The organism is Bowmanella denitrificans (assembly GCF_039522935.1).
In the GTDB taxonomy this organism is placed as follows: domain Bacteria; phylum Pseudomonadota; class Gammaproteobacteria; order Enterobacterales; family Alteromonadaceae; genus Bowmanella; species Bowmanella denitrificans.
The window spans coordinates 15,011-40,161 of sequence record NZ_BAAAEI010000017.1 but is presented as its reverse complement, the minus strand read 5'-3'; the positions used below and the strand labels follow the sequence as shown (position 1 = coordinate 40,161).

The window sequence follows — 25,151 nt, the reverse complement described above, 5'->3', positions numbered from 1 at the left end:
CGTCGCAGTATCTCGAATTAATTAGCCAGTTCCACCAATGCTGCCGTGTACATTCTGAGGTTCAGTACAAATTGCTCCCGGGTGATAAATTCATGTTCTGAATGCCCGGTGTACTCCTTGCCGGGCATGGCAGGACCGAAACCCACCGCATTGGGGAACAATCTGGAATTGCTGGCGCCGCCGATGGACACCGGTTGGGCATCTTCTATACCCGAATAATGCGAGAATACCCCCAGTAATTTTTCTACATGCGGCGCATCAGTCAGAACAAAAGGATCGTCAATTCGGTAGTGGCGACCTTCCAACCGGACAGCATTATGGCTCTGCCAGCTATCCAGAGCCGAATCGATTTCCTGCTCCAGTTGCTGAGCACTTTTCCCTTTCGGACGGCGGATATTGATGCTCAGTTGTATGCCCTTATCCACTTGTTTCAGTACGGTAGACGATACCGTCATAGGCCCCATAAAGTCGTCGGCATAGGCAATACTGCCAAACTGCTGGCCATACAGGCCAGTGCCTAATTGGTCATTGATAAAATTCACCAGCGAACCTGCCGCATTGGAAGGCCAGTGTTGTGATGACAAGGCATCGGCCAGATGAGTAATAGCATTGACACCATTTTCCGGTTTGGATGAGTGGGCAGACTTGCCCAAGGCAGTCACAATCAAGTTGTCATCACGCCAATCATAGTCGTACTGCATGCCCTGCTGGACAGCTGCCTTTTGCTTTATACCTTCCAACAAGGCTTTGGATGCGTTCGCAATCACCGCTTTAGCATCTTCAGGGATCTGGCTGGCAAAAAAGCCACCTTCAAAGTGCTTAATATAGGGCTGCGCAGTGTTCAAAGCCCGGTTGGGGAATGTCATGCTGAGAATACCAAAACCTTTTTCTGCCGTTACCACGGGATATTGTGTATCAATGGTGATATTCAGCTCAGGCAGTGTATGGGTTTTAATAAATTCCTGCAGTGGTCCCCAGTCTGATTCCTCGGCCATATAGACATAAAGTTCAATCCGTTTGCGCAGGGAAATCTGCTTGTCCTTAATGGCCTTCATGGCAAATAGAGCCGTAGAGATTGGCCCTTTGTCGTCTTCGGTTCCCCGACCAAGCAATTTACCCGGCTCACTGGTCATATCCAGTTCAAACGGGGACTTTGCCCACTTATCAGGGTTGACTGGCTGTACATCACCGTGGGTGATCAAGCCAATTTTTTCCGGACCTTGCCCCAATCCAATCACCATCACATAGCCATAATCCTGATAATCCAGGCCCAATGCAGCCGCCTGGCCGATCAGATCCTGTTTAAATGCCCTGTGTACAGGATTATCCGGTGAGGGTACGCCCTCCACTGCTACGGTATTATGCCTGACCAGACTGGCAAGGCTGTCTATCATGGCTTGTTCATAGGTTTGCACCGCATATTCGGCGGTAGATTGTGCCAACGCCCCCGGTGTCTTAGCCAGCAACACAGGGGAAAACAACAAGGCACTTAAGGCAACAGCTTTCAACATAAGTCACTCCTGATTAGGAAGCGAGAATCTAGCAACAGGCGGTTTACAAAACCAACGCTTAAATCTTAAGTGTCAGGTAAGCAATACTTATGCTGTCAGCGTGACATCATTTTGCGATAGGTAAATAGAGCGTGTTGACCTTTTGAGTATGATTTTGCAGCAGTTTGTGGGCCCTTTATACAAGGCCGCGCGACCGTGGTGTAGTGATTCTACATAAGTGAGTAATAAGGCCCACAAGCACTTCAACCCAGCCCCTCCTGCTCGGGGTTGCTGGGCTTTGACTTAGGCCCACTAGGCCAGCAGCCCGGCGTCGTGATCAGAAGGGACTGGATTTGAACAAAATCTATACTCAAAAGGTCAACAGGCTCTAACGCCCCGACTGGGTCGGGGCGTTTCAGGTTATCAGTAACTGTCCTTAGAACTTGTAGGACATACCCACAATAAAGTTGCGGCCACTGGTGGTGTACGACTGGGTGCGATTATCCTGGAACTGACGAATACGCTCATCGGTAAGGTTGTTGCCTTCTACCGTCAACTGCAACGCCTCAGACAGGTTATAAAAGGCTTTGAAATCCAGGAAACTGGTGTCGTCATAGCCTTCCACCACGTTCTGGCTTTCACCTTCACCGGCAATAAAATCATCCCGGTAAGCATGGGACAAACGCACGCCCCAGATATCCGTCTCGTAATACACCGTGATGTTATAAGCCAATTCCGATAAACCCGGTGGCGTGACCTCAAAGGCCTGACCTTCATTAAACAGGGTGGTTTCACCATCGGCCAGGGTCAGGTTGGCGGCAAAGCCAAGGTTTTGCCAGGCACCGGGCAAAAAGGTCATATCCGCCTGCAAGGCCAGCTCCACACCATGGACAGTAGCGCCATCGCCGTTAATCGGCTGGTTCACGGTGAACTCGGTTTGCGCATTCACCCTCGGGTCAAATTCCAAAAACGCCAAGGGATAACCGGTTTGTGCATAGGGCATGGTCACCGATTGCTCGACGATAAAGGAGTCCATATCCTTATAAAAAACGCCCAGCGCAAAACGCAGATCCTCGCTGTAGTATTCCAGCGAGCTGTCGAACGAGTCGGCCACAAAGCGCTGTAAATTAGGGTTACCAGCGGCAATACGCGTATCGGCTACCCCTACCTGCCCTGCTGCGCGCAATTGATTCAGAGCCGGGCGGGAAATATTGCGGTTGGCGCCAAAGCGCAGCACCCACTCATCGCTCAGGTCCATGGCGATATTCAGGCTGGGCAGAAAGTCGTCATAGGATTTGTTGAACGTTACATACTCCAATCCCTCACCGGTATTCACTTCTCCGCTGGAGGTTTGGTCCGTTTCGTACCAGCGCACGCCGATATTACCGCGTACATCCATACCGGCTAACTCGCGGAAGAAGTTGTACTTGGCATAAACCGCCAAGGTATCTTCGGCCAGTTGATATACCGTACCGGGGCGATTAAAAGAGGCGTCCAGGTTACGGGAGATACGTCCGGTTGCTTCCACCCGCTCAAAGGTCGCCTGGTTATTGGCAATGGCATAAGGGCGCAGAATAGGGATTTCGGTTAGCTGAAATACCGCCTCAGGCGCGGTAGGATCGTTTTCCCAGTCCACCCGGTTACGCCGTTCATAGCCAGAAGACTCGTACTGTTTAAACTGCAAACCGAAGTCCAGTGACTCGCTGTTGTCAAACGCCCAGCTCCAGTCGGTTTGCGCAATGTCATAGCCATTTTCAATGCGATCTTCACGCACGTCGGTGCGCATTAATGACCATTGACTGGCATCGGTAATATCAAAGTCATAGGTATTTTGCCCATGAGCAGCGTTACGCCAGTCAACCGAGAAGGCATGATCTTCAGCCTCGGCAAACACTTTGTCGTGAATGGGCTGGTCGAAATCCGAATCAGACGTGCCCAGTAATAAGGTCGCCCGCAGATGGTCGGTCAGGTCGAACTCGCCCAGCAAAGACAGCTGATAGAAAGCGGTCTCCCCATAACTGACCTTGGACTCGGTGCGCAAATCCAGGTTTTCAAACGAGGCATACATCAAATCATCACCGACAATAGCGCCATCAACCAGCAACTGGCCCGCATTCACATCGCCGGTAAAGGCATTCGTACCCGCGGTGGAAAGCTGGTTCTCAATGCGGTCATTTGACAATTTGCCATACAGGCCATCCAGCGACCATTTGGTTGTTGCTGATGGCTGCCATTGCAGGGACGCGGTAATGCCTAAACGTTCCCGGTCGTTATGCCAGGAGGCAATGTTATTGGCCCTGGGCACAAAGACCCGGTCAGCGCCGCTGGCGTTGATTAAGCGCTCGGCGACCGCGTTATCCACTGAGGGGGCGACGTTGTCGGCGCCAAAATTGGCCTGACGCCAGGACCAGACATGGTAGCCCTTTTCGATGGTTTCCACCTGGGAATAGGCCACCGACACTAACGCACCGAAGTCGCCCCAGGTATTGGACAGCAGACCCGCAAAACGGGGGCCAGTGCTGCTATTTAAGTCATTGTAAATGGCTTTGGTCGACACCGCGCCGCGAAATCCCGCATAGTCAAAAGGACGGGCAGTATGCAGGTCAACCGTACCGGCCAGTCCCCCTTCGTCCAGGCTGGCATCATAGGACTTATGCACATCGATGCGGTTAAACAGTTCCGAGGCAAATACACTGAAATCAAAGTCGCGGGTGCGCGATGCGCTACCGCGCTGGTCAATGCCTGAGTCCGTGGTAAACAGCGCCTCCAGGCCATTAACCCGGGTACGGGTAAAGTTAGGACCAAGACCCCGTAACGAAATTTGACGGCCTTCACCCGAATCGCGGGAAATGGTGACACCGGAGATGCGCTGCAGCGATTCGGCCAGGTTTAAATCGGGGAAATTGGCGATATCCTCAGCCAGAATCGTTTCGGTGACAGTGTCGGCCTGCTGTTTCATGGCCGCACTCTCTTTAAGGCTGGAGCGATAGCCTTTTACAACAATCTGTTCAATCGCGTTTGCACCATCTGGGGTCTGCTCAGCCATAACCTGTGCCGACAGGGTTAAAGCACTGGCCACACCAATGGCAACTTTGTGAATACGGATACGGGAGTTCATAGCGGGTTCCTCAAAATAACGGCTCTTGTGGTAAATGGCGCTGTTATGCGGCCTTGTTGATGCATCAGCCACAAGACAAACGACCCTTACCCGCTTTTCAGCAAAAGGCGTATCTTCATAAAAGTTTCATAAATTAAAGATCTGCTGACACCCCACCAACACGGCCCGGCAACCTTTACAGGCTGAGGCTTATCCCGAACTGGAAGGTGCGCCCCGATTGGGTGTGCACTAAAGGCCGATTGGCCACAGGGGAGGCAAACAGGTCGATGGGTTCATTGGTGAGATTTAAGGCTTCAAAGCTCAGCTTGAGTCGCTCGGTGAGGCGATAAAAGGCCGCCGCATCCACAAATTGCGTGGCATTTACGCCGCTAAACATATTGATATTGTCGGGCTGGGTAAAATAGCGATCTCTGTAGGTGGTGGACAGCCTGATACCGCCAATCGCGTTTTCCAGATACAAGGTCAGGTTATAAGTATGGCGGGACAGCGCCAGCAGCGGCGCTCGCACTTGTTGGCCATTGATTTGGTAATGCGTGTCACCACTGGCATAGGTGTAATTGGCCAGCAAACCAAAACCCGGCGTCCACTCATAACGGCTGGACAATTCCGCCCCTTGAATGTAGCCGCCCTGGCCATTCACTGGCTGCGATAAAGCAAAAAGCTGACCTTGGCGGTCTTCAGTGAGCAGGCTGTCAGGCAGATTTAACTCGTCAAAGCTCACCAGACGGGTCTGGCTGACAATGTAGGAATCTAAATCCTTGTAATACAGCACCAGACCAAGGAAGTTCTGCTCAGCAAAATAATATTCGGCACCCAGATCCCAGGATGTGGCAATAAACGGCGTCAGATTGGGGTTACCATTATCGACCCGATTATCGGCAATGCTGACATCGGTGGTGGCACGCAGGTCGCTCAGCCCCGGTCGGGACAGATTGCGTCCGGCCGCCAACCTTAAGGTCAGGCTGTCATTCAAATCCCAGGCAAGGTTGAAGGCTGGCAACCACTGGTGATGGTGATTGCTGAACGAAACCGGGGTAAAGCTTCCTCCCTGCGTCTGAGCCAGCGCTTCGCCGCGGCTTCGCACCTGGCTATCCAGATACCGCAGGCCCAGATTGCCGCGCAGATCCCGGTAGCTAAAATCCAGTTGTGCAAACAGCGCGGTGTTTTGCTCTTGCACGTCAAAGGCGGTTCCCGGCCGATTGGATGCCTCGTCCAACTCACGGGAAAATGCGCCGCCCGACACCCGCCCAATCAGTCCCTCAGACAGCAGCAAGTCAAAGCTTTGTCCGACATCGGCCACCTGATACTGGGGGTGTTGCGGATGAGCCAGAGCACTGGCCACAAACGGCAATGCCAGATCATTCAGGCCCCTCACATCATCCCTGCGCTCAAAGCCTTCAGAGAGAAAATCCTTATATTGCAGGCCCAGTTGTAAACTTAGTTGCTGATTCAAGCGCAGTTGGCCGTTCAGTTCGCCGGTATAAAAGCGGTTACGGATCTCGTCCTCACGTACATCGGCACGATGCAACTGCCAAATGTCCGCACGGCGCAAATCCTCACCGTAGCGATTCACCGGCAAACGACGCTCATCACCATAGTCAAAGCTGAAAGGCTGATGTGGCGCTTGCAGGAAAATCTTGTCATGCACCGGACTGCTAAATTGTGACTCAGAGAGACTGCCCAGCCAGGACCACTGCCAGCGTTCGTTGGCTTGATAGTGACTTTTTAAGGTGGCATTGATAAAGCGGGTCTGAACCTCAGAATATTTTGCTTCGCTGCGAATATCGGCCTGCGCAAAGGCAGCAAATCGCACCGTATTGTGGGCATCAGACTGCAGCGCCAGCAGGCCTTGCGGATCCTGATTAGCCAGATTGTATTCCTTATCAACGCTTTGCAGTTGCGCGAACAACAGATCAGCATCCAGTGACCAAAGCGGTGTGACACGCCATTGCCAGGCACTGGTTAATCCCAGCCGCTGCTGTACCCGGTTGGCCAGCGTGTACGAAGCGACGGTGGGGCCAACCAAATCAGCGGACTGCTGGCTGGGCGTGTTAGCAGGAATTGAGGCATCCAATTTATGCGAAAAGGTCCGCCACCCCCAATCGCGATGGCCGGTCTCACTGCTGTCCGTTTCGCTGTATGCCACAGCCAGCAACGCACCGAGGTTGACATATTGGCGGGAAAAAAGCGCAGAAAGACGCGGTGAATAAGCTTGAGAAAGGTCGTTATAGGCACCTTTAACCGAGAATGTCGCCTGCTCCTGTTCATAGTCAAAAGGTTTGGGCGTCACCAGATCGATGGTACCGGCTATGCCACCTTCATCCTGACTGGCAGCGTAGGTTTTATCCACCTGGATAAGGCGAAACAGCTCAGCGGCAAAAATATTAAAATCGAAATTACGTGTGCGCCCGGCCGAGCCTCTGTGATCAAACACCGAGTTAAAGGTGGCCAGCGATTCCACCCCATTGACCTGCACCCGCACAAAGTTAGGTCCTAAACCACGCAGTCCTAATTGGCGGGTTTCACCGTTATCGCGCTCAGCCACCATACCAGGTAAGCGCTGCAAGGCATCGCCTAAATTCAGCTCAGGGAAATCACTGATGTCTTCGGCAAACACCGCATCGCTGACCAGCGCGCTGGCCCTTTTTTTTGCCTGGGATGCGCTAAGACTATCGCGATAACCGCGCACCACCAGCGTTTCCAGCACTTTTGTGGCACTTTGTGTCGTTTGCATGGCCGCGGCCTGAACTTTATCCGGCCGCGCAGCCTCGGCAACCAGCAAGATCATCTTGTCCTGCAATAGCCCTTTAACACCGCTGCCGGTCAACAGCAAGCTCAAGGCCTCATTCAGCGAGTACTCGCCGTTAAGCGGTGTGGACTGAATATCGGGCAGGATGTCGCTGGATGCCAGTAAGGAATAATCGGATTGTTCGGCCAGTTGGCGCAGGGCGTCGCCCAAAGGTAAGGCAGGGATCGTCAGCGCATAACTTATGGCCGTTTGAGTGGCTGATGTTTTGGCCGGGCAAAGCAGCGTCCCTAACAACAGCCCTATGGCAACACTGCCTCTTATCACCGCTTATCCACGCTCCACTTGCCAACACAGGCATGCACGCTACCGCGAAAATATGACAGAAATAAAAACCTTCGATATTTTTACCTTAGCGACTCAGCATTATGCGCTGCTCGCTACGCGACGCCTTAAGTTGATGGGTAACTGCCAAGCCCTGAATCAGCCCCTCTGCATCACTAATGGCAAAGCTTGCGGTAACCGGCAGCGCACCCAGCCTGGCATCGGCCAGTAAGATAGGTACCTGACGATAACGATTGATATCGGCCAGCACCTCTCGAAGGGGCGCATGGGCAAAAATCAGCCGACCTTCGCGCCACTTTAGTTGCTGTTCTATATCAAAGGGCTGCACCGCAGAAAATTGCCCCTGGGCATCAAAACTGACTCGTTCACCCTCGCGCAATGAGGTCAGCATGTTGCTGTTATGGGTACGGGCCACCACGTCCACCAGACCCTCGTCCACCGAGATGCGAATCGCTTCGGCTTTTCTGACCTCAAAGGCGGTCCCGACAGCCCACACCTGTAGGTTATCCACCGACACCACAAAAGGCCTGGCTCGATCTTTAGCTACGGCAAAATGGGCCGCCCCTTCTAACAACTTGATACTGCGTTTTTCGTCACTAAGCTGCACCGATACCGATGAGCGCCCACTTAAGGTCACAACAGAGCCGTCCAGCAGCCGCACCTGGCTATTGCCCAGATAATCAGAGGCATAGTATTGAATGTCAGCACCATTGCCACGCCACAGCCAGCCCAACAAAACAGCCAAGGCCAGAATGGAAAACGCCCCCGCCGGTAAACCATATGGCATCCCCCAGCAGGATAAAGCTTGTTTGGCCCGTTGCCACCAACCTTGCCGGGCAATATCTGTTACCGCTTGCCCCTGAGCTTCGGCACAAAACACCAATTCATCCGTTATACCCGTGTTTTGCCATAGTCTGGCCGCCCGCTCAAAAGCCTGCTGATGGCTGGCGTGCTGACCCAGCCAGGCCTTGAGAGCCAGCTGATCGTCCTGGCTAAATTGACCTGATTGCAGTTGTACCACCCACTCTAATGCCTGTATGTCGGCCTGACTGTCCCGGGTAGGAAATTGCTTATCTGCCATGCTGAGCTCCGTTGGTGTGATCATCCTGCTGGCTGGCCTGATGCAAAATGGCCAGGGCTGCCACCAATTGCCTGGAAACATCCGCTATGCTGCAATCCAGGGCTTGTGCAATCTGAGCGTAAGTTTCACCTTTGATCCGACTGCGCACTAATATCTGCCGCTGCTTTTCCGATAACAACTGCATTGCCTTGCCTACCGCACCAAGCTCGTCGCGCCGGGCCCAAATGTTCTCAGGGCCTAATTCATCCAGTCCCTCATCGTCAGTAGACATCTGTTCGGCCATAAATTGATTGATACGCTTGACCCGGCCAATCGCATTCAACGTATGGTTGACTGCCATTTTATACAGATAGGCCTTGGGGTTTTCGATCAGCGCGCTGTGCACTTCTGTGCCGGCCTCTAAACTTTCACCAAATTTGGTAAACACATCCTGTACCACATCTTCCGGCTCCGGCGGGCCAGAACCGTAATTGCGTTGCAGATACTTACGAATATTGCCGGCATGCTCCCGATACAAGCTGTGCAGATAGGTATTGCCCCGGCTTTTGCTTGTGCTTTGCCTGGCGGGAAGGGAATAGTCCCCGATGGGTTCAACTTTCGACGATAACGACATACTTCGAACTTGCTACCTTGCGTTTAGTACAAGACAAATAACCCCGGCCGGTTTTTCACAAAAGTCGCAAAATCTTTAAAAAACTTCAGATTCAGTGCAAACCAGCGCGGTGATCACGCCTATTGAGCGCTGACATAGTCGGTGCTGAGTGTGAATTTTTTATGAAATGCGGCCCGGCGCTGGAAAAAGTGGCGCCCTGGTTTGTTTTGGTAATGTGCCTGCGCTTTAAGTCATTCCAGGCAGGTAGGTGCTGGCCAGCGAGATTGGGCCGGGCCAGATCTCACTTATATAAACTCTTAACCCAAAAAGGATAACGCCATGCGAACCCGATTAAGCCAAGTTGCCGCGCTGTTACTACTCAGCAGCGGCCCGGTTTTTGCCACCAGCGATGCGTATGTTCAGCCCCGTCTTAACACCAACATCGCTGATGCACTGAACACCCTGAGCCAAAGCTGCCAGAACTTCACGCTGGACACCGAAAGCGATCATGCCTTTGAAATCAGTGACCACCATCAATCTATGACCCTGAGCCACCGCTTCAGCAATGGCAGTGCACTGGCTTTTGTCAGCCATTCGGAAACCGGCAATGGTGATTATGGGCAAATCATGGCGTTTCGCGTGTCGGCCAGCCAGTTTACAAATGGCTCAGATCTGATTGGCAAAGACCAGACGCTGCCCATGACGGAAAAACTGTTTATCACCGAACAGCATCCATCCGGCATCGCCTGGTTACCGGCGCCACAACAAAGCGGTCCTGACCGGGGTTATCTGATTATCGCCTCAGAAAATGAAAACAAGGTACGCATTCGTCAATTCAGCCAGGACGGCGATGAGGGCGAAATCGCTACACTGGCAAACCATCCGCTTGTCCAGATCACCGATGTGTGGCTGGCGCAGGAAGGGGGTAACAACTGGCTGATCCTACACAATATGAACGCCGGTACTGGTGCAGCTTACAAAGCCAGTACTGCCGACTTGTTCCAATACGGTACCAGTGCCGAGGGTGAGCTGGACATCAACGCCTTTATGCTGGTCAATCAATATCAATCGCCGGCCAACACAGGTTGCGGCAAAAGTGTTGGCCAGAACGCCCAACTGGTTAAAGACAGCACCAATAACTGGTATGTGGTGCATACCTACACCGGGGAGAATATCTGTGGCGCCAATTCCGGCAACAATATTGTGAAGGCGTATCGCGCCTACTTTAACGCCGATGGCACCTTTAGCCTGGCCACCAGCGCCACGCCTTATGCGCAAACTACAGTGGGCAGCTCTAGTCTGCCCGATGGTCGCGGTGCCGATGGTGCTGCCGGATTCAGGGTCAGCGAAGATGGCAGATTAGTCGCTTATTACGGTGGCCAATACGCCTATATGTCCTGGTTTGACTGGAAGACTGCAGTAAAGGAATGCCGCTCAGCCGCTCGTTAAATCGTCATCTTTAGTGTGATACAAAAGCCTAAACTCAGGCGGCAAGGACGCTGCCAGGATGAGGCCCAATAACCTGCCAACAACATTGCCATTTAGGATAGCAAATGTATAAACAAGCCCTTTATCCCGGCCTGCTGGCTCTGCTTGCCAAGGCCGCCCTGATGATCAGCTCGCCTGCTTGGGCCGATACCCAAGCCTTTACCCTGGCGGTGATCGCCGATTGCCAGTATGCCGACAAAGACAATAAAGGCGAGCGCCTGTATCGCAGTTGCCCTGACAAACTGCAACAGGCGGTGCAGGACATTAACCGCCATCAGACCAAAGGCACTCTGCATCTGGGGGATTTTATCGACCAGGACTTTGACAGCTATGCGCGGCTTAAAGCGATCACAGCGAACAGCAAGACGCCTTTCTACCATGTGCTGGGCAATCATGAATTTGATGTGGCAGAGCAATACAAAGGGCTGATCACTCAAACCCTGGATATGCCAGATCGCTACTACCAATTTGATATTGGCCAATGGCGCTTTATCACCCTGGACGGCAATGATGTCAGTCACCACGGCTGGCCATCAGACAGTGCCAGACATCAGCAAAACCTGGCACTGATAGCTAAGCAGTATGCTCTGGGGGCCACCTGGAACGGTGCCATAGGTGAAGACCAGCTAAACTGGCTGGATGGGCAATTGCAACAGGCCACCGATGAACAGAAGAAGGTGGTGTTGTTATGCCATTTCCCCTTGTATCCCGCCGACCCGCATCAGCTTTGGAATCATCAACAAGTGATGGCAGTGATCAGCCGCTACCCGGTGGTAAAGGCCTGGTTTAACGGTCATAACCATAAAGGCGATTACGGGCGACACAATGGCATCCATTTTGTTACTTTCCACGCCATGCTGGATACCCCACAAACCGCCTATAGTCTGGTGGAATTCACCGATAACGCCATCCATATCAAAGGCAAAGGCCGTCAACCCGACCTTCAACTCAGGCTGGATTAAACGAAATCCCACAAGTAGTTGGAAAGTACCAGCCTATGGCCTTAACTCGACAATATCCTGTTGCACATCGCTAAGCTCAGCAATCAGCAAGCGACTGCCCTGGCTGTCATCCACATACAACGAGGTGGTGGTCAGGGGAGAACGGCTCAGTTCCTGTAAGGTCGACATGGGGTAACGCACCAACTGGTTGGTCTTATCCACCGCCAGAATCTGACCATGATGCCAGACAAAGCGTTTTTGAATGTGACTTACCACTTGCCTGGGCTCTTCTGCATCATCGCGGCCATGCAACCACAGCTGGCCATTGTTGTACAAGCTGAGCAACCGGCCGCTATCGTCAAGCTGCGCCCAGCTACTATCTGGCACATGCCATTGCTGCCAGTGCCCTTGATATGGATCCCAGGCAACAATGCGCTGTTGCCATGCAACCTGTGTGGAAAACAGGATTTCGCCCTGCTCACTCCACTGATAAAGCTGCATAGCCGCAAAAGGTGCGGGCAGCACCTCGACACCGCCGCTGAGATCCAGCAACAGCAGGCGGTCGGTATGATTAACCAATAACTGCTGGCCAGACGGAGACCAGGTCAGACCGGCAATCGAACCTTGCGTAAACTGGCTAAGCTGCCAGACGCGCCGCTCGTCCATCAGCCATACCTGTTGCTGACCCGAACGATTGGAGACAAAGGCGATCAGTTCGCCCTTAGGCTGAAAGCGGGCATCTGTGTCAGCGAAGGTGGAATCCCACTTTTCTGGAAGGGTGCGCATCTGCTCACCTGCAGCAGACAGATTATGCAGATAAAAGCCCCAGTCCCGCATACCATAAGCTGCCAGTAATGTGTTCTGATGCGGCGCATACACTAATGAATAGATAGCCTTGGCAGCCAAGGGGCTAATTGTGGTTATACGGCCACTGAAGCTCACTTCAAACTGATGCTGGCTGTTATACACCAATAACTTCGGCTGACTGGGATGAAAACTCAATTCGAGCAGCTCAAACTGTGATAAGGGCAGCGGAAAGTGCAGTACCACTGATGACAGCACCTCACCGCTGCTATTAAGCAAGGTGAGCTGGTCTTTACCCTCAGCCGTTTTTCCCAGTAACGCCAGGGTGTCTAATCCAGCCGAATAGGCCAGGTTGTATAACCGCTGGTCTGTTGGTGCATACAAGGGCTGCGCAAGATTATCGCGTACATGGTAGGTAATCAGTTGCCATTGCCCATTATGTGGTTTTTTCAGCAAGGCAATCTTACCGTTATTCATCCATTGCGGCCCGTATAGCCTGCCGTCATCACAACTTATGCGGGTTTGCGCATTCTGGTTACCGGCCAGCGCCGCAGTGATATCCAGGGTTTTCAATTCCCAGCACTCGGGTACATCAGGTTTGCCACAGATACTTTTACCCACAAAAGCCAGCCGGTCGCCGCCAGGGGCAAAGCTATGTTGCTGAAAAAAGCCCGCTTCGTGAGTTAAGCGTGATTCCAACTGACTGTGTAAGTCTTTGCTCCATAAATGGTTGTCACATTGCCCCAAAAAGCGGTGAAACACCATGTAGCGGCCATCAGGGGAATAGCTGGCGAAGCTTTCCTTGCCGCTGGAGGTCGTCAGATAGTGCAGTTTATTGTAGGACTGCACGTTATCGGCGCTGAGGTAAAAACCGGCCATGATCAAGCTCAGCAAGACGACAGCCGCTACCACCACATGAGGTATAGATAAACCCTGGCGGTTGCCAGAAGTAACATCAGAACCAAGATCGGTGCCGGGCAGCTCGGCCCTGACTTCCAGGCTATAACCTTGTTTAGCATGGGTTTTAATGATGCGTTGCTCACGACTGTTATCGTCCAACGCTTTACGCAGTTGGGCGATACAGCGCTGCAAAGTATTGGGTGTCACAACAGTGCCGGGCCAAACCCGCTGCAGCAGGGCCTCTACCGTTACAACCTGGCCCTGTGCGTCAATCAGCGCGGCCAAGACCGCCATGGCCTTGGGCTGCATGGTTTGCTTCTGCCCGGCCAGGATGATCTGATTGCGGGTCAGATCAATTTGGGCCTGCCCGAGAAGAAATTGTTTGCTCATAAATCGTTATTGTTATGGTTCTGCACCTTTGAATAGTAACACAGGCACAGGCCATAACAGCCGCAGATTAATGCGCAGCGCTGCCAGACAAATAAATTTAACTTGTTGAATAATAAAGGCATCAGTGAAAAATCAGGGATAAATCAAGGGGCACCCATGGCAATCGCCCGAGCCTATTTTAGGGTGGCATGGATTCATAACCCCAAAATAAGGTGTGCGAAAAGATGTACAAGCTTTGCCCTTTGTTTGCCCTGCTGTGGGCAGTGTTGTTTTCCTGCTGGACCCATGCCAATACTATGCTGCAGGACAAGATCAGCCTGACTATCGAGTCCAGTCACTTAAAGCGCAGTATGCGCGCCGATATCTACCTGCCGCTAGACTATCATCTGGATGCTGATTTTATCCGCTATCCGGTTATCTATACCCTGGATACCTGGACTCTGGCCGATCTGGTCGTAGGCGTCACCCGCCATCTGGGCACCACAGCGGCCATGCCTAAATCCATTGTCGTGGCGGTGCATAGCGATGACGGTATTTCGATTTCCCCGCAACTTTATAAAAGTCAAAGCGGTTTGCCTGGCGCAGCGGATGACAAAACCTTCTGGGGGCAGGATGCAGACGCGTTTCACGCCTATCTGGCACAGGAATTATTGCCACAGGTAGACCAACAGGTGCGCAGTAATAACTTTCGCTTGCTGATAGGCATGTCGCCCACCGCGGCGTTTGCAGCGCATAGCCTGATTAAAGATCCCAGCTTGTTTGACGGCCACTTCCTGTTTGCGGCAGCGAGCGTGGTTGGCATGGGATATCACCCAAACAGCAGTTTGATTGACAGCCTGATCGAGCAACTGGTCAAGCGTCCGGCGCACAAGGGCTATCTGTACGTTGCTTCTGCTACCACAGATGCAACGGAAGCTCCTACTCAGCCCGACACTTTAAAAACGCTTAGCTCCAGGCTGGCGCCATTTCCCGCTTACCAGGTGCGCGCCGAACAAATTACCCATTTCGGGCACTACCCTATGGCCGCTCAAGCGTTGCTGTCGGCCCTGGATTTGGTTTTTCCCCGCCAGGATTTTGATATTGGCCTGAACTTTAATGCATTTCGCGAAAACAGCGAGGCAGGAAGCATGCTGAAGCAAATAGACAACTACTATGCCTACTTAAGCGAATTGGTTGGCTTCAGGGTTTGGCCAAATGCCGATATTCCCCGCAACAGCGATAGTTTGCGGGCGGCAGCCATGATGCTGCGCCGGGCTGAGCGATACGATGAAGCCCTGGCACTGGGTAAGCGCTGGGTGCAATTGCAGCCCAGCTCAGCCAAAGCCCTGGCCGCTCTGGCACAGACCTACCAGGCCGCCGGGCAACCGAACCAGGCTAAACCTTTGCTGACCAAAGCCATTTCGCTGGCAATCAGCAGCAACGACCCGTTACTTACCCATTATCAACAAATGGCCAAGCAGTTAGGTATGGTCAGCGAAGCCCATAACGCCGATGTGGCATCTCCCCCCAAATAACAACCATGTATGAGGAACTGAATATGAATAAGCATGATCAGCTTAAACACTGCAAGGGGCGCACAATCTGGGTACTGAAGTTCAATATAGAAGGCTTAATTCAACATATGCGGCGCTACCTGGATTAGTGCCTGCAACAAACAGCACGATATACGGCAACTCCCTTTGATAAAACAGGAAAACCTATGCGTTACTTTCTCTTGCTACTGACATTATTGGTAAGCCAAGCAACTTATGCAGAGCCTGCCGGCCAACCGGGTTTAAGCCCACAACAGCAGCATATACTCAAGCTGACCCAAGACGTTCTGAACGCTCAGCGTACCGCCTACAGCAATCTATCTTCTTTGGCAGCTATTGATGCCCTGTTTGCCTTGTACACAGATGACTATATTTATCAGCACGAAGGTTACGGAGGCATCTATTCCAGGGAGACCCTTTACAACAACTCGGTCAGCTTCTTTAAGCAAGGCCGTTATCAGGACGATGAACCCGACAGTTATAGGCTGATCCACATTATTCCGGGTAAACAGGCAGCGGCGGTGCAACGTGCCTATCATAGTGACAGCGGCACAGAGCTGCGCCTGACCCTGTTCGAATTTAAGGGTGACAAGGTCAGTCGTATTGTTGAGTATTGGTAATTCAGCTCCAGTCTGCACATCGAACCCTGTATGTCAGCCTGACGCCCCTTAATGCCCATCCACCATAAAAGGAATATTGGCGGTGGCGACTTTCCCTGTGGCATTTTCCACATAGGCAAACAAGCGATAGGGGCCAGGCGTTTGCGGGGCGGCGAATGCCATCTGGCCTGGCTGTTCAGTTGGGGTGACGGTCAGTACCGCTGCTTGCGGCCGGGCTTCCGGATCACCACCGGCTTTAATATCGGTACTTTCGGGTAGTACTTCCCAGCGAATAGATGCACTATCTTCACTGCCGGGCTGATAAGTCAGCTGCACGTTAACCGCTTGCCCGGCTTTTACATGCACACTTTGTCCGGCAGTTTGGCCGTTTAAGCTAAAGCCACTAATAGAAGGGGCACGACTAAGTGGCCATTGCCCTGTCCATAAGTAAGTCAGACTATCCACCACTTCATTGGCTTTGCCCGCCTCGGTAAATACCCCATACCAGGTGGGCGTGGTTTCCTGTTTCTGCCCCCATAAAAAGGCGTAAGAACCCAGTGCCCGTTCAGGCGCGGCAGCAATACCCTGCTGGTAGCGATGTCGATACACCTGGGCTTTTTCCGTGCTGCTTTGCTCTATGGGCACCCCCCACTCGGTTTTCGGCACTTCCCAGTGACCGGTTGGGCCCCATTCGGTGACCACATAGGCGCCTTGGTAACCAATGCTATCTAAATGTGCGGGCAGATTTTCCAGCCCACCATAGATATTAATACTCAGGTAATCGATACTGGGGACCCGCTGGGCGATCAGCTCAGCTTTACTTTTGTCTATACCGGCGGTGACGGTCGTCACCAAATGATTAGGATCCAATTCCTGGATCATGGCGGCGATCTCTTCTACCGCATACCATACATTGGTATTGGTATAGAACAGGTCAACTTCATTGCCGATACCCCAGGCCAGCAGTGCCGGATGGTCTTTATATTTCAGTACCAGTTGACGCACCCGCTCTTTTTGCTCAGCAACCGCCTGTTGGTCATTGTAATCAAAGCCATGGCGCTCTTTGCCCAGGCGCAGGCCCAGCATCACGGTCAGACCATTTTGCTGGGCGCTGTTTAGTACCGCTTCAGCATTGTCGGTACTCCAGGTACGCACCGAATTACCGCCACTTTGTGCCAGCAGAGCCGGGCTATGACTGCCCCCTGCCCCTTTAATAAAATAAGGTTCACCGCCACGCAATATACGCCACTGGCCATCTTGTTGAACCAGTTCGGCCGCTACGGCTCTCATCTCAACCGGTGCTGAATCGGTACTGACCTGATGTTGCTGGCTGTCACAAGCCAACAGACAGGTTAATAGCAACAGGGTAGTGCCCATACGGACAGAGAGTGTAACAGGCATATGCAGCGGGTCTCCGAATCAAATGATAGCGCTTACATACTCTAAGTTTTCATTTGTTGTTCTGGCAAGACTTAATTATCGGTTTGTGTTTAGCTACCTTTCAGGGCTTTATAGTCACTCTTTGCAGATTTTTGAGTGCCTTCCCTTCAAACTCCTTTAGATACAGCTCCCAGACAAGGTCGTTATCGGTGTCCAGGGTCACAAACCAGTGCTGCCGGTTATGTTCGGCGCGGGCCAGGTTTTTACCTTTGCCAGCCAGCCCTTTTTGCTGATGACCTACAGCAAGCTTGAGGGTTTGGCTGTCGGCCAGATACAGCAGATCATGCCGCTTTGCTGTGATAAAAGGCGCGGCCTGAAACCAGGTACCAAATTGCAAGCCTTGCATATCTAGCGCAAATTCCGTTGTCTGGGTGGCACTGTCAGTCTGTTTGAATTGTCCGTCATCGGTTTGCAGATACATGTGGATCTGCATGTCCAGCCCACCACCACTGATAACCGAAAAGAGACTGCCCATCCCCAGTTCAGTGGCCAATGTATAGGCTTCGGCTTTACCATCGCCGCTAAAATCCGCAAAGCCGACGTCTACCAGCTCACCGGTGACTTTGATACGCCCTTGTGCTGTTGCACGAAAAGACAATATAGCGTTTTCGTTATGCTGCCCCGGGTAAACCAACAGATGCTGTGATGTATCCTTATCACTATTGGTTTGATACAAGATCAGATCAGGTACGCTGTCGCCGTTAATGTCGGTCAGAGCGGCAAATCGCAACCGCTCATCTTGCTGTTGAACATAATCAGCCACGCTGGTAATGCTGCGTAGCACAAAGGTGCTATCAGCATTTGTCGGTGTGGTTTCCATCAACAGAGCCCACACTTTGTCGGCATAAACAAACAACAAATCACGCCGGCCATCACCCTTTGTATCAGCCTGCACAAAGGCATAAGGCAGCGACAAACTGACCGACGGGCTTTCAAAGCTCAGCGCCGTAAAGTGACTGTGCCGGGGTAACGCCACAGACTGCAAATGAAAGCCGCCATTGCCTTGCTGAATGGCCAATACCAAGCCCTGGGCATCAGGCAGCAACATATCACTCAAACCGTCATGGTTAAGGTCAAACACAAAATCGATATGTTGCATGGCTGCCAGTGTGTCCTGCATTTGCCGTCCCTGGTACAGGTGATTAACCTGAATCAGACGTTGCGGCAGCAAAGACGCGGCGTTTGTCAGCACATCAATGCCCTGCTCCGTGACAAACACAGGTAAGGTTCGCCCGGCGATATTGGCCATCGCCATGGCGTGTATGCCATGTGTTTTAACATTCAGGCTGCCCAGCGAAGCATACCCCTCCTTGGTTTGGCGCATCAGCACCAGTTCATCTTGCTGGGGCACCAATAGCACCGGGCTATCGCCTGTTTGCGGCCAGATTTGCGGCCGGGCGGCCGCCAGCAGGTCTGCCTGAGCACCAAAGTTTGCGATGGCTGTAACCAGGACGATTGAGCGAAATAATCTCATGTTTATCTCCTACTGCTGTGTCAGCAACTGGCGCACGGATTGTTGCAACTGACGCCTGGCCATCAGGATCCCACCCGTGGCAATGCCCAGCGCCATAGAAATGGCTTCCAGGGTCAGCCGCCAGCCATTGGCCTGATAAGGCAGGCCCAGTTCATGGGTATAAAATGCCTGCATACACAAATACACACTGGTCATGGCAGCAAACGCCGGTAACAAGGTGATCACCGCCCATTCGTACACCACAACACGAATTTGTTCGCCCTTGCCCAGACCAAAACTCAGCAGCAGAGCATTGCGCACTTTGTCTTGCTCCAGATGAACCTGAATGGCAGCGGCCATCAGCAGATTACTTAACAAGGCAATAAACAGGCTGATCCCCAGCACCATGCCCAGCAATACATTCAGGTAAAAACGGGTCTGACCAAGCAGCGACTCCACCGCAATCAGCCGCATACCAGGATGGGATTGCCATAGCTGGCCAAGCTCAGCCAACGCCTGCTCTGGCAGGTCAACATCCCCCATATACCAGACCTTGCTGCCAGTAATAGGAGCCTGTGCCTGGCCCACAAACCAGAAGGTCACCGGACTGCCACCACGCACATAGCTATGCACTGCCACAACCTGCAACTGAATCTGGCGGCTGTCCAATTGCATGCTGAGGATGTCACCCAGATTGAGCTGTAAGTCTTCAAAAACCTCGGCTTCCACTGTTACCGGCCAGTATTCGCTTTGTAGCTGTGCTGTATCAGGCCAGGTGCCCTGCTCAATACGATTATTAGTGGCTAATTGAGTTCGCCAGTGCAGCCTGATGGGTCTGGCCATACGTGCCAGGGTTTCACTGGGTTGCAAACCTGTGTCTGCTAAGGCAGCGTTATTGATATGGGTAAGCTGGGCGTACTGAAAAGCAAAAAAGGGATTGAGACTACCGTTGTGCTGACCGACAAAGGCTTCCAGCGCCTGTTTTTGCCTGTCATCCACCTGGCTGACAATCACATTGCCCTGCTCCCGGAAACTAAGCTGTTCAAGCACATCAGTAACATCCTGACTGATACGGACACAGAGCAATAACAAGGTTAAGCTCAGGCCCAGTGCAATAATTTGCGCGCCTTTGACCACAATACGTTTTTGCATCAGGTACAAGGTAAAGCCGAATAACGTCGCCCGGCTTGTCAGCCCCCATCGTCCCAGGCTCAGCACCGCCCAGGTCAGCAGCATTAGAAACCCCAGACACAGGGCCAATGTGCCCAGTATCATGGTTGTCAGCGTCCAGTTATCTGAATACCACCAGACCAGTGCGGCCACCGCACACAATGGCAATGCCCAACTGATCATGCTTAAACGGGTCGGTCTGTGTGCTTGTCTGAGCAAAGTACTGATGGGGGTTTTTATGACGTTTAACCAGGCGCCCAGACTCAGGCAGACAAAGATCGCAGCTCCCAGCAACACCGCGTTTAATACCCCGTTGATCTGCCAGTCAAGACTGATAGCAATATCAAACTGCGCCAGCACAATAACGGTCAACTCGGCGCTTAAAATGGCCAAAAGCAACGCCGGTAACAGGCTGATGAACAACATATACAGACTGCCGCACAGAGCCACCAGCCAGGTATCGCTGCGTGGCATACCGTTAGCCACACATAAGGTGGTGAAATGGGTGATTGGCAATAAGGTACTTTGATGGCTCAGTGCCAGGGTAATAGCAGCAATCACCACCAGCAACACCGTGACCAGGCCCATAAATTTTTCTACCCGTTGCCAGGCACTGGCCAGCGGATGGTTACCCAGTGCTTTGCTGGTCAGGGTTAAATCACTGTGCGCGGCCAGGATGGGTTGAATAGTTTGCAGTTGCGACTCAGTGTGTGCCAGCAGATAGCGATAGGTTTTCACTTCTAACGCTTGCTCAGTAGCCACAACATTCAGGCTGTGCTGATGCACCATCGCTCGCATGTCGGTGGAATGCCCTTCCAGCAGCCGGTCTGGTTCGCCAATCAATAACGCGGAAAAACGCAGTCTGGCCTGCCCCAGAATCAGCACATCCCCGAGTTGAATGGATAAAGCTGCAGCCACTCGTGGTTCCAGCCAGATGTGCCCTGGCGCCGGTCCATGTGCTGTGGGCAAGGCCACTAAAGAGGCACTTTGACTGATATGTACTTGTCCCTGCAGTGGGTAGTGGTCATCCACCGCCTTAAGTTGCACAAACTCAGCATTAACCTGCCCACTGCCTTGCTCCGGCTGGTGTGTGAGGGTAAGTCGATAAACCCGTGTTTCGCTGAGTTGCTCAACCCTGGCTTTTAACTGATCCAAGGCATCATCTGGTAGCGGGCGATAGCCCTGCACCACTGAGTCAGCCCCCAGTAACTGCTGTAAATTCTGCTGCAGAAAATGCTGCGCACCGCTGCCCAGCAAAGTGATAAAACTCAAATAGAAAAACAGCAGGGTTAAGGTCAGCAGTTGGATCAGATTGGTGCGCTGCTTGGTCTGTAACCACAAGTAGCGCAGGGTCAGCGCTATAACGGCGCACTTTGTTGGCAAAGCCGGGGGGATTATTGACATAGGCTTAACCTGCCATGCAGAAGGTAGTACACCGCATCCAACTGCCGCGCCAATGCCTGATTGTGCGTAATCAACATTAAACTAGTATTGGCTGCCCGACAGCAGGTCAGCATCAAACGACTTACGTCCGTGGCGGTTTGCTCATCCAGATTACCTGTAGGTTCATCGGCAAACACAATACCTGGCTCGCTAACAAAGGCGCGGGCAATGGCGACCCGTTGCTGCTCACCGCCACTGAGCTTACTGACAGCAAAGCCATGGCGCTTATTCAACCCGACCTTATCCAGCCAGTCAGCAGCCCTGGCCAGGGCGTGACGATCACCACGTAATTTCAGCGGTAACGCCACGTTGTTGATGGCATCCAGTTCGGGCAGCAAATGAAACTGCTGGAAAACAAAACCGCTATGTCGCGACAGCTGTGACAGCGGCAAAGGCTGACCATTTAAGCTAAGCTCAAGCTGCCCGTGCTGAACCGGCTCCAGGCCGGCCAGCAAGCTCAGCAAGGTGGTTTTGCCACTGCCCGACGCCCCTACTATCGCCACTTGCTGCCCTTCAGGCACCTGCAAGTCCAGCTTGTCCAGCAAGCTAAGGGGCTGGTTCTTTGCCACGGCAATTTGATGGGTTAAGTCACGCAGTACCAGTCCGACCGTCATAATGCATTCCATCTGTAAAAGCATGGCAGTCAGGCTAGCGACAGGTTTGTGAAACCTATGTGAAAGTATTCCGCTTGTACTATGGCAAAAACCGGGGACAGAACAGCAAGTTTTACAAAAACTTACTGCCCTGTTTAAAACGCAGTCTGGCGGCCAGATAGGGGGAAGTAAACGTCACACACAACACCAGCGTCCACAGATTACCGTCTTTAAAGGTATAAGGTTCACTCAGTTGTGCCCAGCTATGGCCCTGAATCACCGCGCCCAATACAAATTCAAAGGCTAAGGTCAGCACCAGCCACAATGCACCAATCCGCCAATAATGGCTGGCAGGTAACCTGCCAAACCAGGGCAGCGCCAGGTAGGTCATAATAAAAATACACAGGCATAACAGCAGGCCACTCACTATAAAAGCCGCGGTTTTCACCACCACAATCAACAGCACCGATTCACGCAATATGCCGTTGGCAATGGCCAGCAGCAGAATCATCAGCCAGATCAGTAAAGCTTTACCAAAGAGCGCCATATTCAAGATAGATTCCCCGGTCTGAGCCTGCCAACACAGCGAACTGCAATAAATGCCATTGATTCCAGAGTGTAGTAGCAACTCTTTGACACTTCGCTTGCTTAATCTGTATGACAACAACACTGTTAGCGTCAAAAAGCTGACCAATTTTCAACCACCAGCCGATTTATGCTGCTGTTTGTTGACCATATATATGGCACAGAGTTTGCTTTTTAATTCGCGGGACATTACCCCACACATTTAAAGGACTTAGAAAATGCTAAACTTAATTTTTGCAGTGATATTGAATTCAATCGTTAGTAATAGTGTTGAGGTTGCTCCTACTCAACCGACGCAGCAGGTCGCTCCGAGTCAGGAAGTTCAAGTTATTTATCCATCGCCCATTCAAATTTAAAAAAAAGGGGCACAACGCCCCTTTAAAAATCTAATTTCTAGAAATCAAAAAGTCGGGTTCATCCCAATCCTTTCGTATGGCAAACACAATTTCTACCAGAAATACAACACCTATCACTTGGTAAAGCACTGTGTAAACAAAACTAGAATGTATATGTCCACTATCCTTTTCCGTGACATAAATAGAACCTGAGTTAGGAATGCCCATCATAATAACGTATCCAAGCATATACAGAAAATAGACAACCTCAAGTACAATATACCAGTTGATTACCCGTCTTAAACGAAAGTCCAAGTGAGTTGGCATAGTCGTTCTGACTATTGCTCGCGCTAAACCCGGCAAGATATTCTGTAGTTTCCAGGCACACCAACGTTTAAACATTTGTCGTTTTTTAAACAGAAACGCGAAAGTAAATGCGGCCAAGACACCCACATGAATCTTAAAGTAAAGTCCATACTGTAATTCAGCTAACAGCTTATGTGAACCGTAATATATAAAGTTATGTAATGGAATCAGCATTCCAAACTCAATAATTGTTGCTCTATTGCTTACCCCACGAAAATAGAATGAAGCCCAGACAAGTGTTCCTAACATCAAATTAAAAAAAACTAACTGCTCTAATGTGAGTAAGCTTAATTCCTCTCTTTTAGTGTTAGAGATCAGCTGCTGGAGCAAGTCATAATCCTGCAGACCGGCGAGCAATAAAATAGCACATACAAGAAAAGCAATATGGTACAACCCCTTTTTTAACACCATATTGCTCATTTCAACTACCTTGCTTAAACATATTTAGAAACTTCCTTAAATAACCTGCCGCTTCCTGAAACTTTCTAAACATATCAATATAGGCTTGGCGGTGCTCTTTATTGACTCTGGCTTCCACTTCATGCAGCAGCCGTTCCCAGCAATCCCAGTCAAACACATCGGGTCCGCTTTTTTCCCAGCGTTTATAGGTAGACAGCGATACACCAAAAATAGTGGCTTGTTCTTCCTGAGTTCGATTGGTGGCAGCACGCAACACCAGCAACTGATTGCGAAGCTGACTTTTTACGGTTTCGTTAACGCTGAGCTGCTGAGATTGTAAAGATGGGCGGTCGGTTTTATACATTTTTGTTCATCCCTGTACATAAAGTACCAAAAGTGGCCCTTTGGTCCCTGAAGAAAGCGCGTATCCTTCGCCAATATAGAATAAAAATCAACCAGGGATCAAGGTGAAACCAACATCAAATCCGCCCACTCGCGCTTCCGATATGCCACTTTGGCCAGCTGTATTACACGACTCAGGGTATGTTTTTAATTGCACCGCTGTTAATACACAGATTACCGTAGAGCCCGTGGAGGATTACCTGGAGATTGCCGTCACCGTTTGGAAGGGCAGCGTGCCGCCCTCTTATGTTAATGCAGAAGAACGCAAACGCAGTCTTTACGAGTTATTGGAATTACATTGCGAATATTGGCTTTCCGCGTCTTCATTATCTGGTGTAGTGAAGTATGCCAAGCATCAGGCGATGCAGTTAGCCTACAAGTCGGCCAAGCAATTCACCCAACACTTTAGAATTCCTCAGATGACAGGCAAGTTTCAGTCTGCCATGCCAGGGTTAAGATTGATGTCGGTGAAACGCGTGTTGGTGGTCAGCAATAACTTTATCGATATGATGGCATTGAATTCAGTTGCCGTGGATTTAGCCATTGAGACCTACTTTATCAGTTGCGACGATGCGGCTGCGGTGCTGCGGCTGCACCACTTCGACATTATTGTGCTCGACTGCTGCCAGAACAGTTCTGTGAACTATGTTCCGGCTTTACTTTCAATGAACCGGCATCAATCCGCGCTACTGTTGGCAATTCAGCCCAAAGTTCACGCATCAAAATGTATTGCATCCAGGGTGGATGGCATGCTGTCGTACCCACTAAAGCTGGATGAAGTTATCGAACACTTTGACAACGCCAGGTATTCCAGGTGGGTGCTGCAAACAACCGTCTCTCATTTCAGTTCAGCTAAATAGTTTCCTGGTGATTCAGCCTCCTGGCGTTAATATGCTGCTGTGATAAGGCATATAATGACAGTCGGTGTAACCTGCCGTG

Annotated in this window: 18 protein-coding genes; 5 read left to right on the top strand and 13 right to left on the bottom strand. The window is 51.5% G+C overall.

What is annotated here, in order from left to right; all coding sequences use genetic code 11:
- Positions 1–17: 17 nt before the first annotated feature.
- The 5 genes from ABD028_RS14945 to ABD028_RS14925 all read right to left on the bottom strand — a co-directional run bounded on the left by ABD028_RS14945 (position 18) and on the right by ABD028_RS14925 (position 9,393).
- A complete protein-coding gene (locus tag ABD028_RS14945; RefSeq protein WP_343845969.1) occupies positions 18–1,511 on the bottom strand; it encodes a dipeptidase in 1,494 nt (497 codons plus the stop codon).
- Between the two features lie 415 nt (positions 1,512–1,926).
- Positions 1,927–4,608 carry a TonB-dependent receptor gene (locus ABD028_RS14940; RefSeq protein WP_343845967.1) on the bottom strand — a complete coding sequence of 894 codons (2,682 nt, stop codon included), beginning with the start codon at positions 4,606–4,608 and terminating at the stop codon, positions 1,927–1,929.
- A gap of 175 nt (positions 4,609–4,783) precedes the next feature.
- On the bottom strand, positions 4,784–7,681 hold the full coding sequence (locus ABD028_RS14935) for a TonB-dependent receptor (RefSeq protein WP_343845966.1): 2,898 nt from the start codon (positions 7,679–7,681) through the stop codon (positions 4,784–4,786).
- 85 nt (positions 7,682–7,766) lie between these two features.
- The gene (locus ABD028_RS14930; RefSeq protein WP_343845965.1) at positions 7,767–8,780 is read right to left on the bottom strand and encodes a FecR family protein; all 1,014 of its coding nucleotides are present in this window, start codon (positions 8,778–8,780) and stop codon (positions 7,767–7,769) included.
- Complete coding sequence (locus tag ABD028_RS14925) at positions 8,770–9,393, bottom strand: RNA polymerase sigma factor (protein WP_343845963.1); 624 nt, start codon at positions 9,391–9,393, stop codon at positions 8,770–8,772. The genes ABD028_RS14930 and ABD028_RS14925 overlap by 11 nt, the downstream gene beginning before the upstream one ends.
- A gap of 318 nt (positions 9,394–9,711) precedes the next feature.
- Between ABD028_RS14925 and ABD028_RS14920 the strand changes: the two genes are divergently transcribed.
- Together ABD028_RS14920 and ABD028_RS14915 are read left to right on the top strand one after the other, a co-directional pair.
- A complete protein-coding gene (locus ABD028_RS14920) occupies positions 9,712–10,821 on the top strand; it encodes a hypothetical protein (RefSeq protein WP_343845961.1) in 1,110 nt (369 codons plus the stop codon).
- Positions 10,822–10,925: 104 nt separating this feature from the next.
- Positions 10,926–11,822: a metallophosphoesterase gene (locus ABD028_RS14915; RefSeq protein ID WP_343845959.1), complete on the top strand. Its 897-nt coding sequence runs from the start codon at positions 10,926–10,928 to the stop codon at positions 11,820–11,822.
- Between the two features lie 33 nt (positions 11,823–11,855).
- On the opposite strand, the gene ABD028_RS14910 is transcribed toward ABD028_RS14915, so the two are convergent.
- Entirely contained in the window at positions 11,856–13,895 is a 2,040-nt protein-coding gene (locus ABD028_RS14910; RefSeq protein WP_343845957.1) for a winged helix-turn-helix domain-containing protein, read from the bottom strand.
- Positions 13,896–14,119: 224 nt separating this feature from the next.
- On the opposite strand from ABD028_RS14910, the gene ABD028_RS14905 reads away from it, so the two are divergent.
- Both ABD028_RS14905 and ABD028_RS14900 read left to right on the top strand, forming a co-directional pair.
- The gene (locus ABD028_RS14905; RefSeq protein ID WP_343845955.1) at positions 14,120–15,409 is read left to right on the top strand and encodes an alpha/beta hydrolase-fold protein; all 1,290 of its coding nucleotides are present in this window, start codon (positions 14,120–14,122) and stop codon (positions 15,407–15,409) included.
- Between the two features lie 185 nt (positions 15,410–15,594).
- The gene (locus ABD028_RS14900; RefSeq protein WP_343845953.1) at positions 15,595–16,047 is read left to right on the top strand and encodes a hypothetical protein; all 453 of its coding nucleotides are present in this window, start codon (positions 15,595–15,597) and stop codon (positions 16,045–16,047) included.
- 48 nt (positions 16,048–16,095) lie between these two features.
- Here ABD028_RS14900 and ABD028_RS14895 read toward each other — a convergent pair whose 3' ends face one another.
- The 7 genes from ABD028_RS14895 to ABD028_RS14865 all read right to left on the bottom strand — a co-directional run bounded on the left by ABD028_RS14895 (position 16,096) and on the right by ABD028_RS14865 (position 24,174).
- Positions 16,096–17,427 carry a glycoside hydrolase family 2 TIM barrel-domain containing protein gene (locus tag ABD028_RS14895; RefSeq protein ID WP_343845951.1) on the bottom strand — a complete coding sequence of 444 codons (1,332 nt, stop codon included), beginning with the start codon at positions 17,425–17,427 and terminating at the stop codon, positions 16,096–16,098.
- 100 nt (positions 17,428–17,527) lie between these two features.
- Positions 17,528–18,940 carry a hypothetical protein gene (locus ABD028_RS14890; protein ID WP_343845949.1) on the bottom strand — a complete coding sequence of 471 codons (1,413 nt, stop codon included), beginning with the start codon at positions 18,938–18,940 and terminating at the stop codon, positions 17,528–17,530.
- 9 nt (positions 18,941–18,949) lie between these two features.
- Positions 18,950–21,493: an ABC transporter permease gene (locus tag ABD028_RS14885; RefSeq protein WP_343845947.1), complete on the bottom strand. Its 2,544-nt coding sequence runs from the start codon at positions 21,491–21,493 to the stop codon at positions 18,950–18,952.
- Entirely contained in the window at positions 21,484–22,146 is a 663-nt protein-coding gene (locus ABD028_RS14880) for an ABC transporter ATP-binding protein (protein ID WP_343845946.1), read from the bottom strand. The genes ABD028_RS14885 and ABD028_RS14880 overlap by 10 nt, the downstream gene beginning before the upstream one ends.
- A gap of 112 nt (positions 22,147–22,258) precedes the next feature.
- Positions 22,259–22,678, bottom strand: coding sequence for a hypothetical protein (locus ABD028_RS14875; protein WP_343845944.1), 420 nt, complete (start codon positions 22,676–22,678; stop codon positions 22,259–22,261).
- 418 nt (positions 22,679–23,096) lie between these two features.
- The gene (locus tag ABD028_RS14870; RefSeq protein ID WP_343845943.1) at positions 23,097–23,831 is read right to left on the bottom strand and encodes a hypothetical protein; all 735 of its coding nucleotides are present in this window, start codon (positions 23,829–23,831) and stop codon (positions 23,097–23,099) included.
- A gap of 1 nt (position 23,832) precedes the next feature.
- Positions 23,833–24,174 carry an antitoxin Xre-like helix-turn-helix domain-containing protein gene (locus ABD028_RS14865; RefSeq protein ID WP_102798923.1) on the bottom strand — a complete coding sequence of 114 codons (342 nt, stop codon included), beginning with the start codon at positions 24,172–24,174 and terminating at the stop codon, positions 23,833–23,835.
- Between the two features lie 103 nt (positions 24,175–24,277).
- Between ABD028_RS14865 and ABD028_RS14860 the strand changes: the two genes are divergently transcribed.
- Positions 24,278–25,072 carry a hypothetical protein gene (locus ABD028_RS14860; RefSeq protein WP_343845942.1) on the top strand — a complete coding sequence of 265 codons (795 nt, stop codon included), beginning with the start codon at positions 24,278–24,280 and terminating at the stop codon, positions 25,070–25,072.
- The last annotated feature ends 79 nt before the right edge of the window (positions 25,073–25,151 follow it).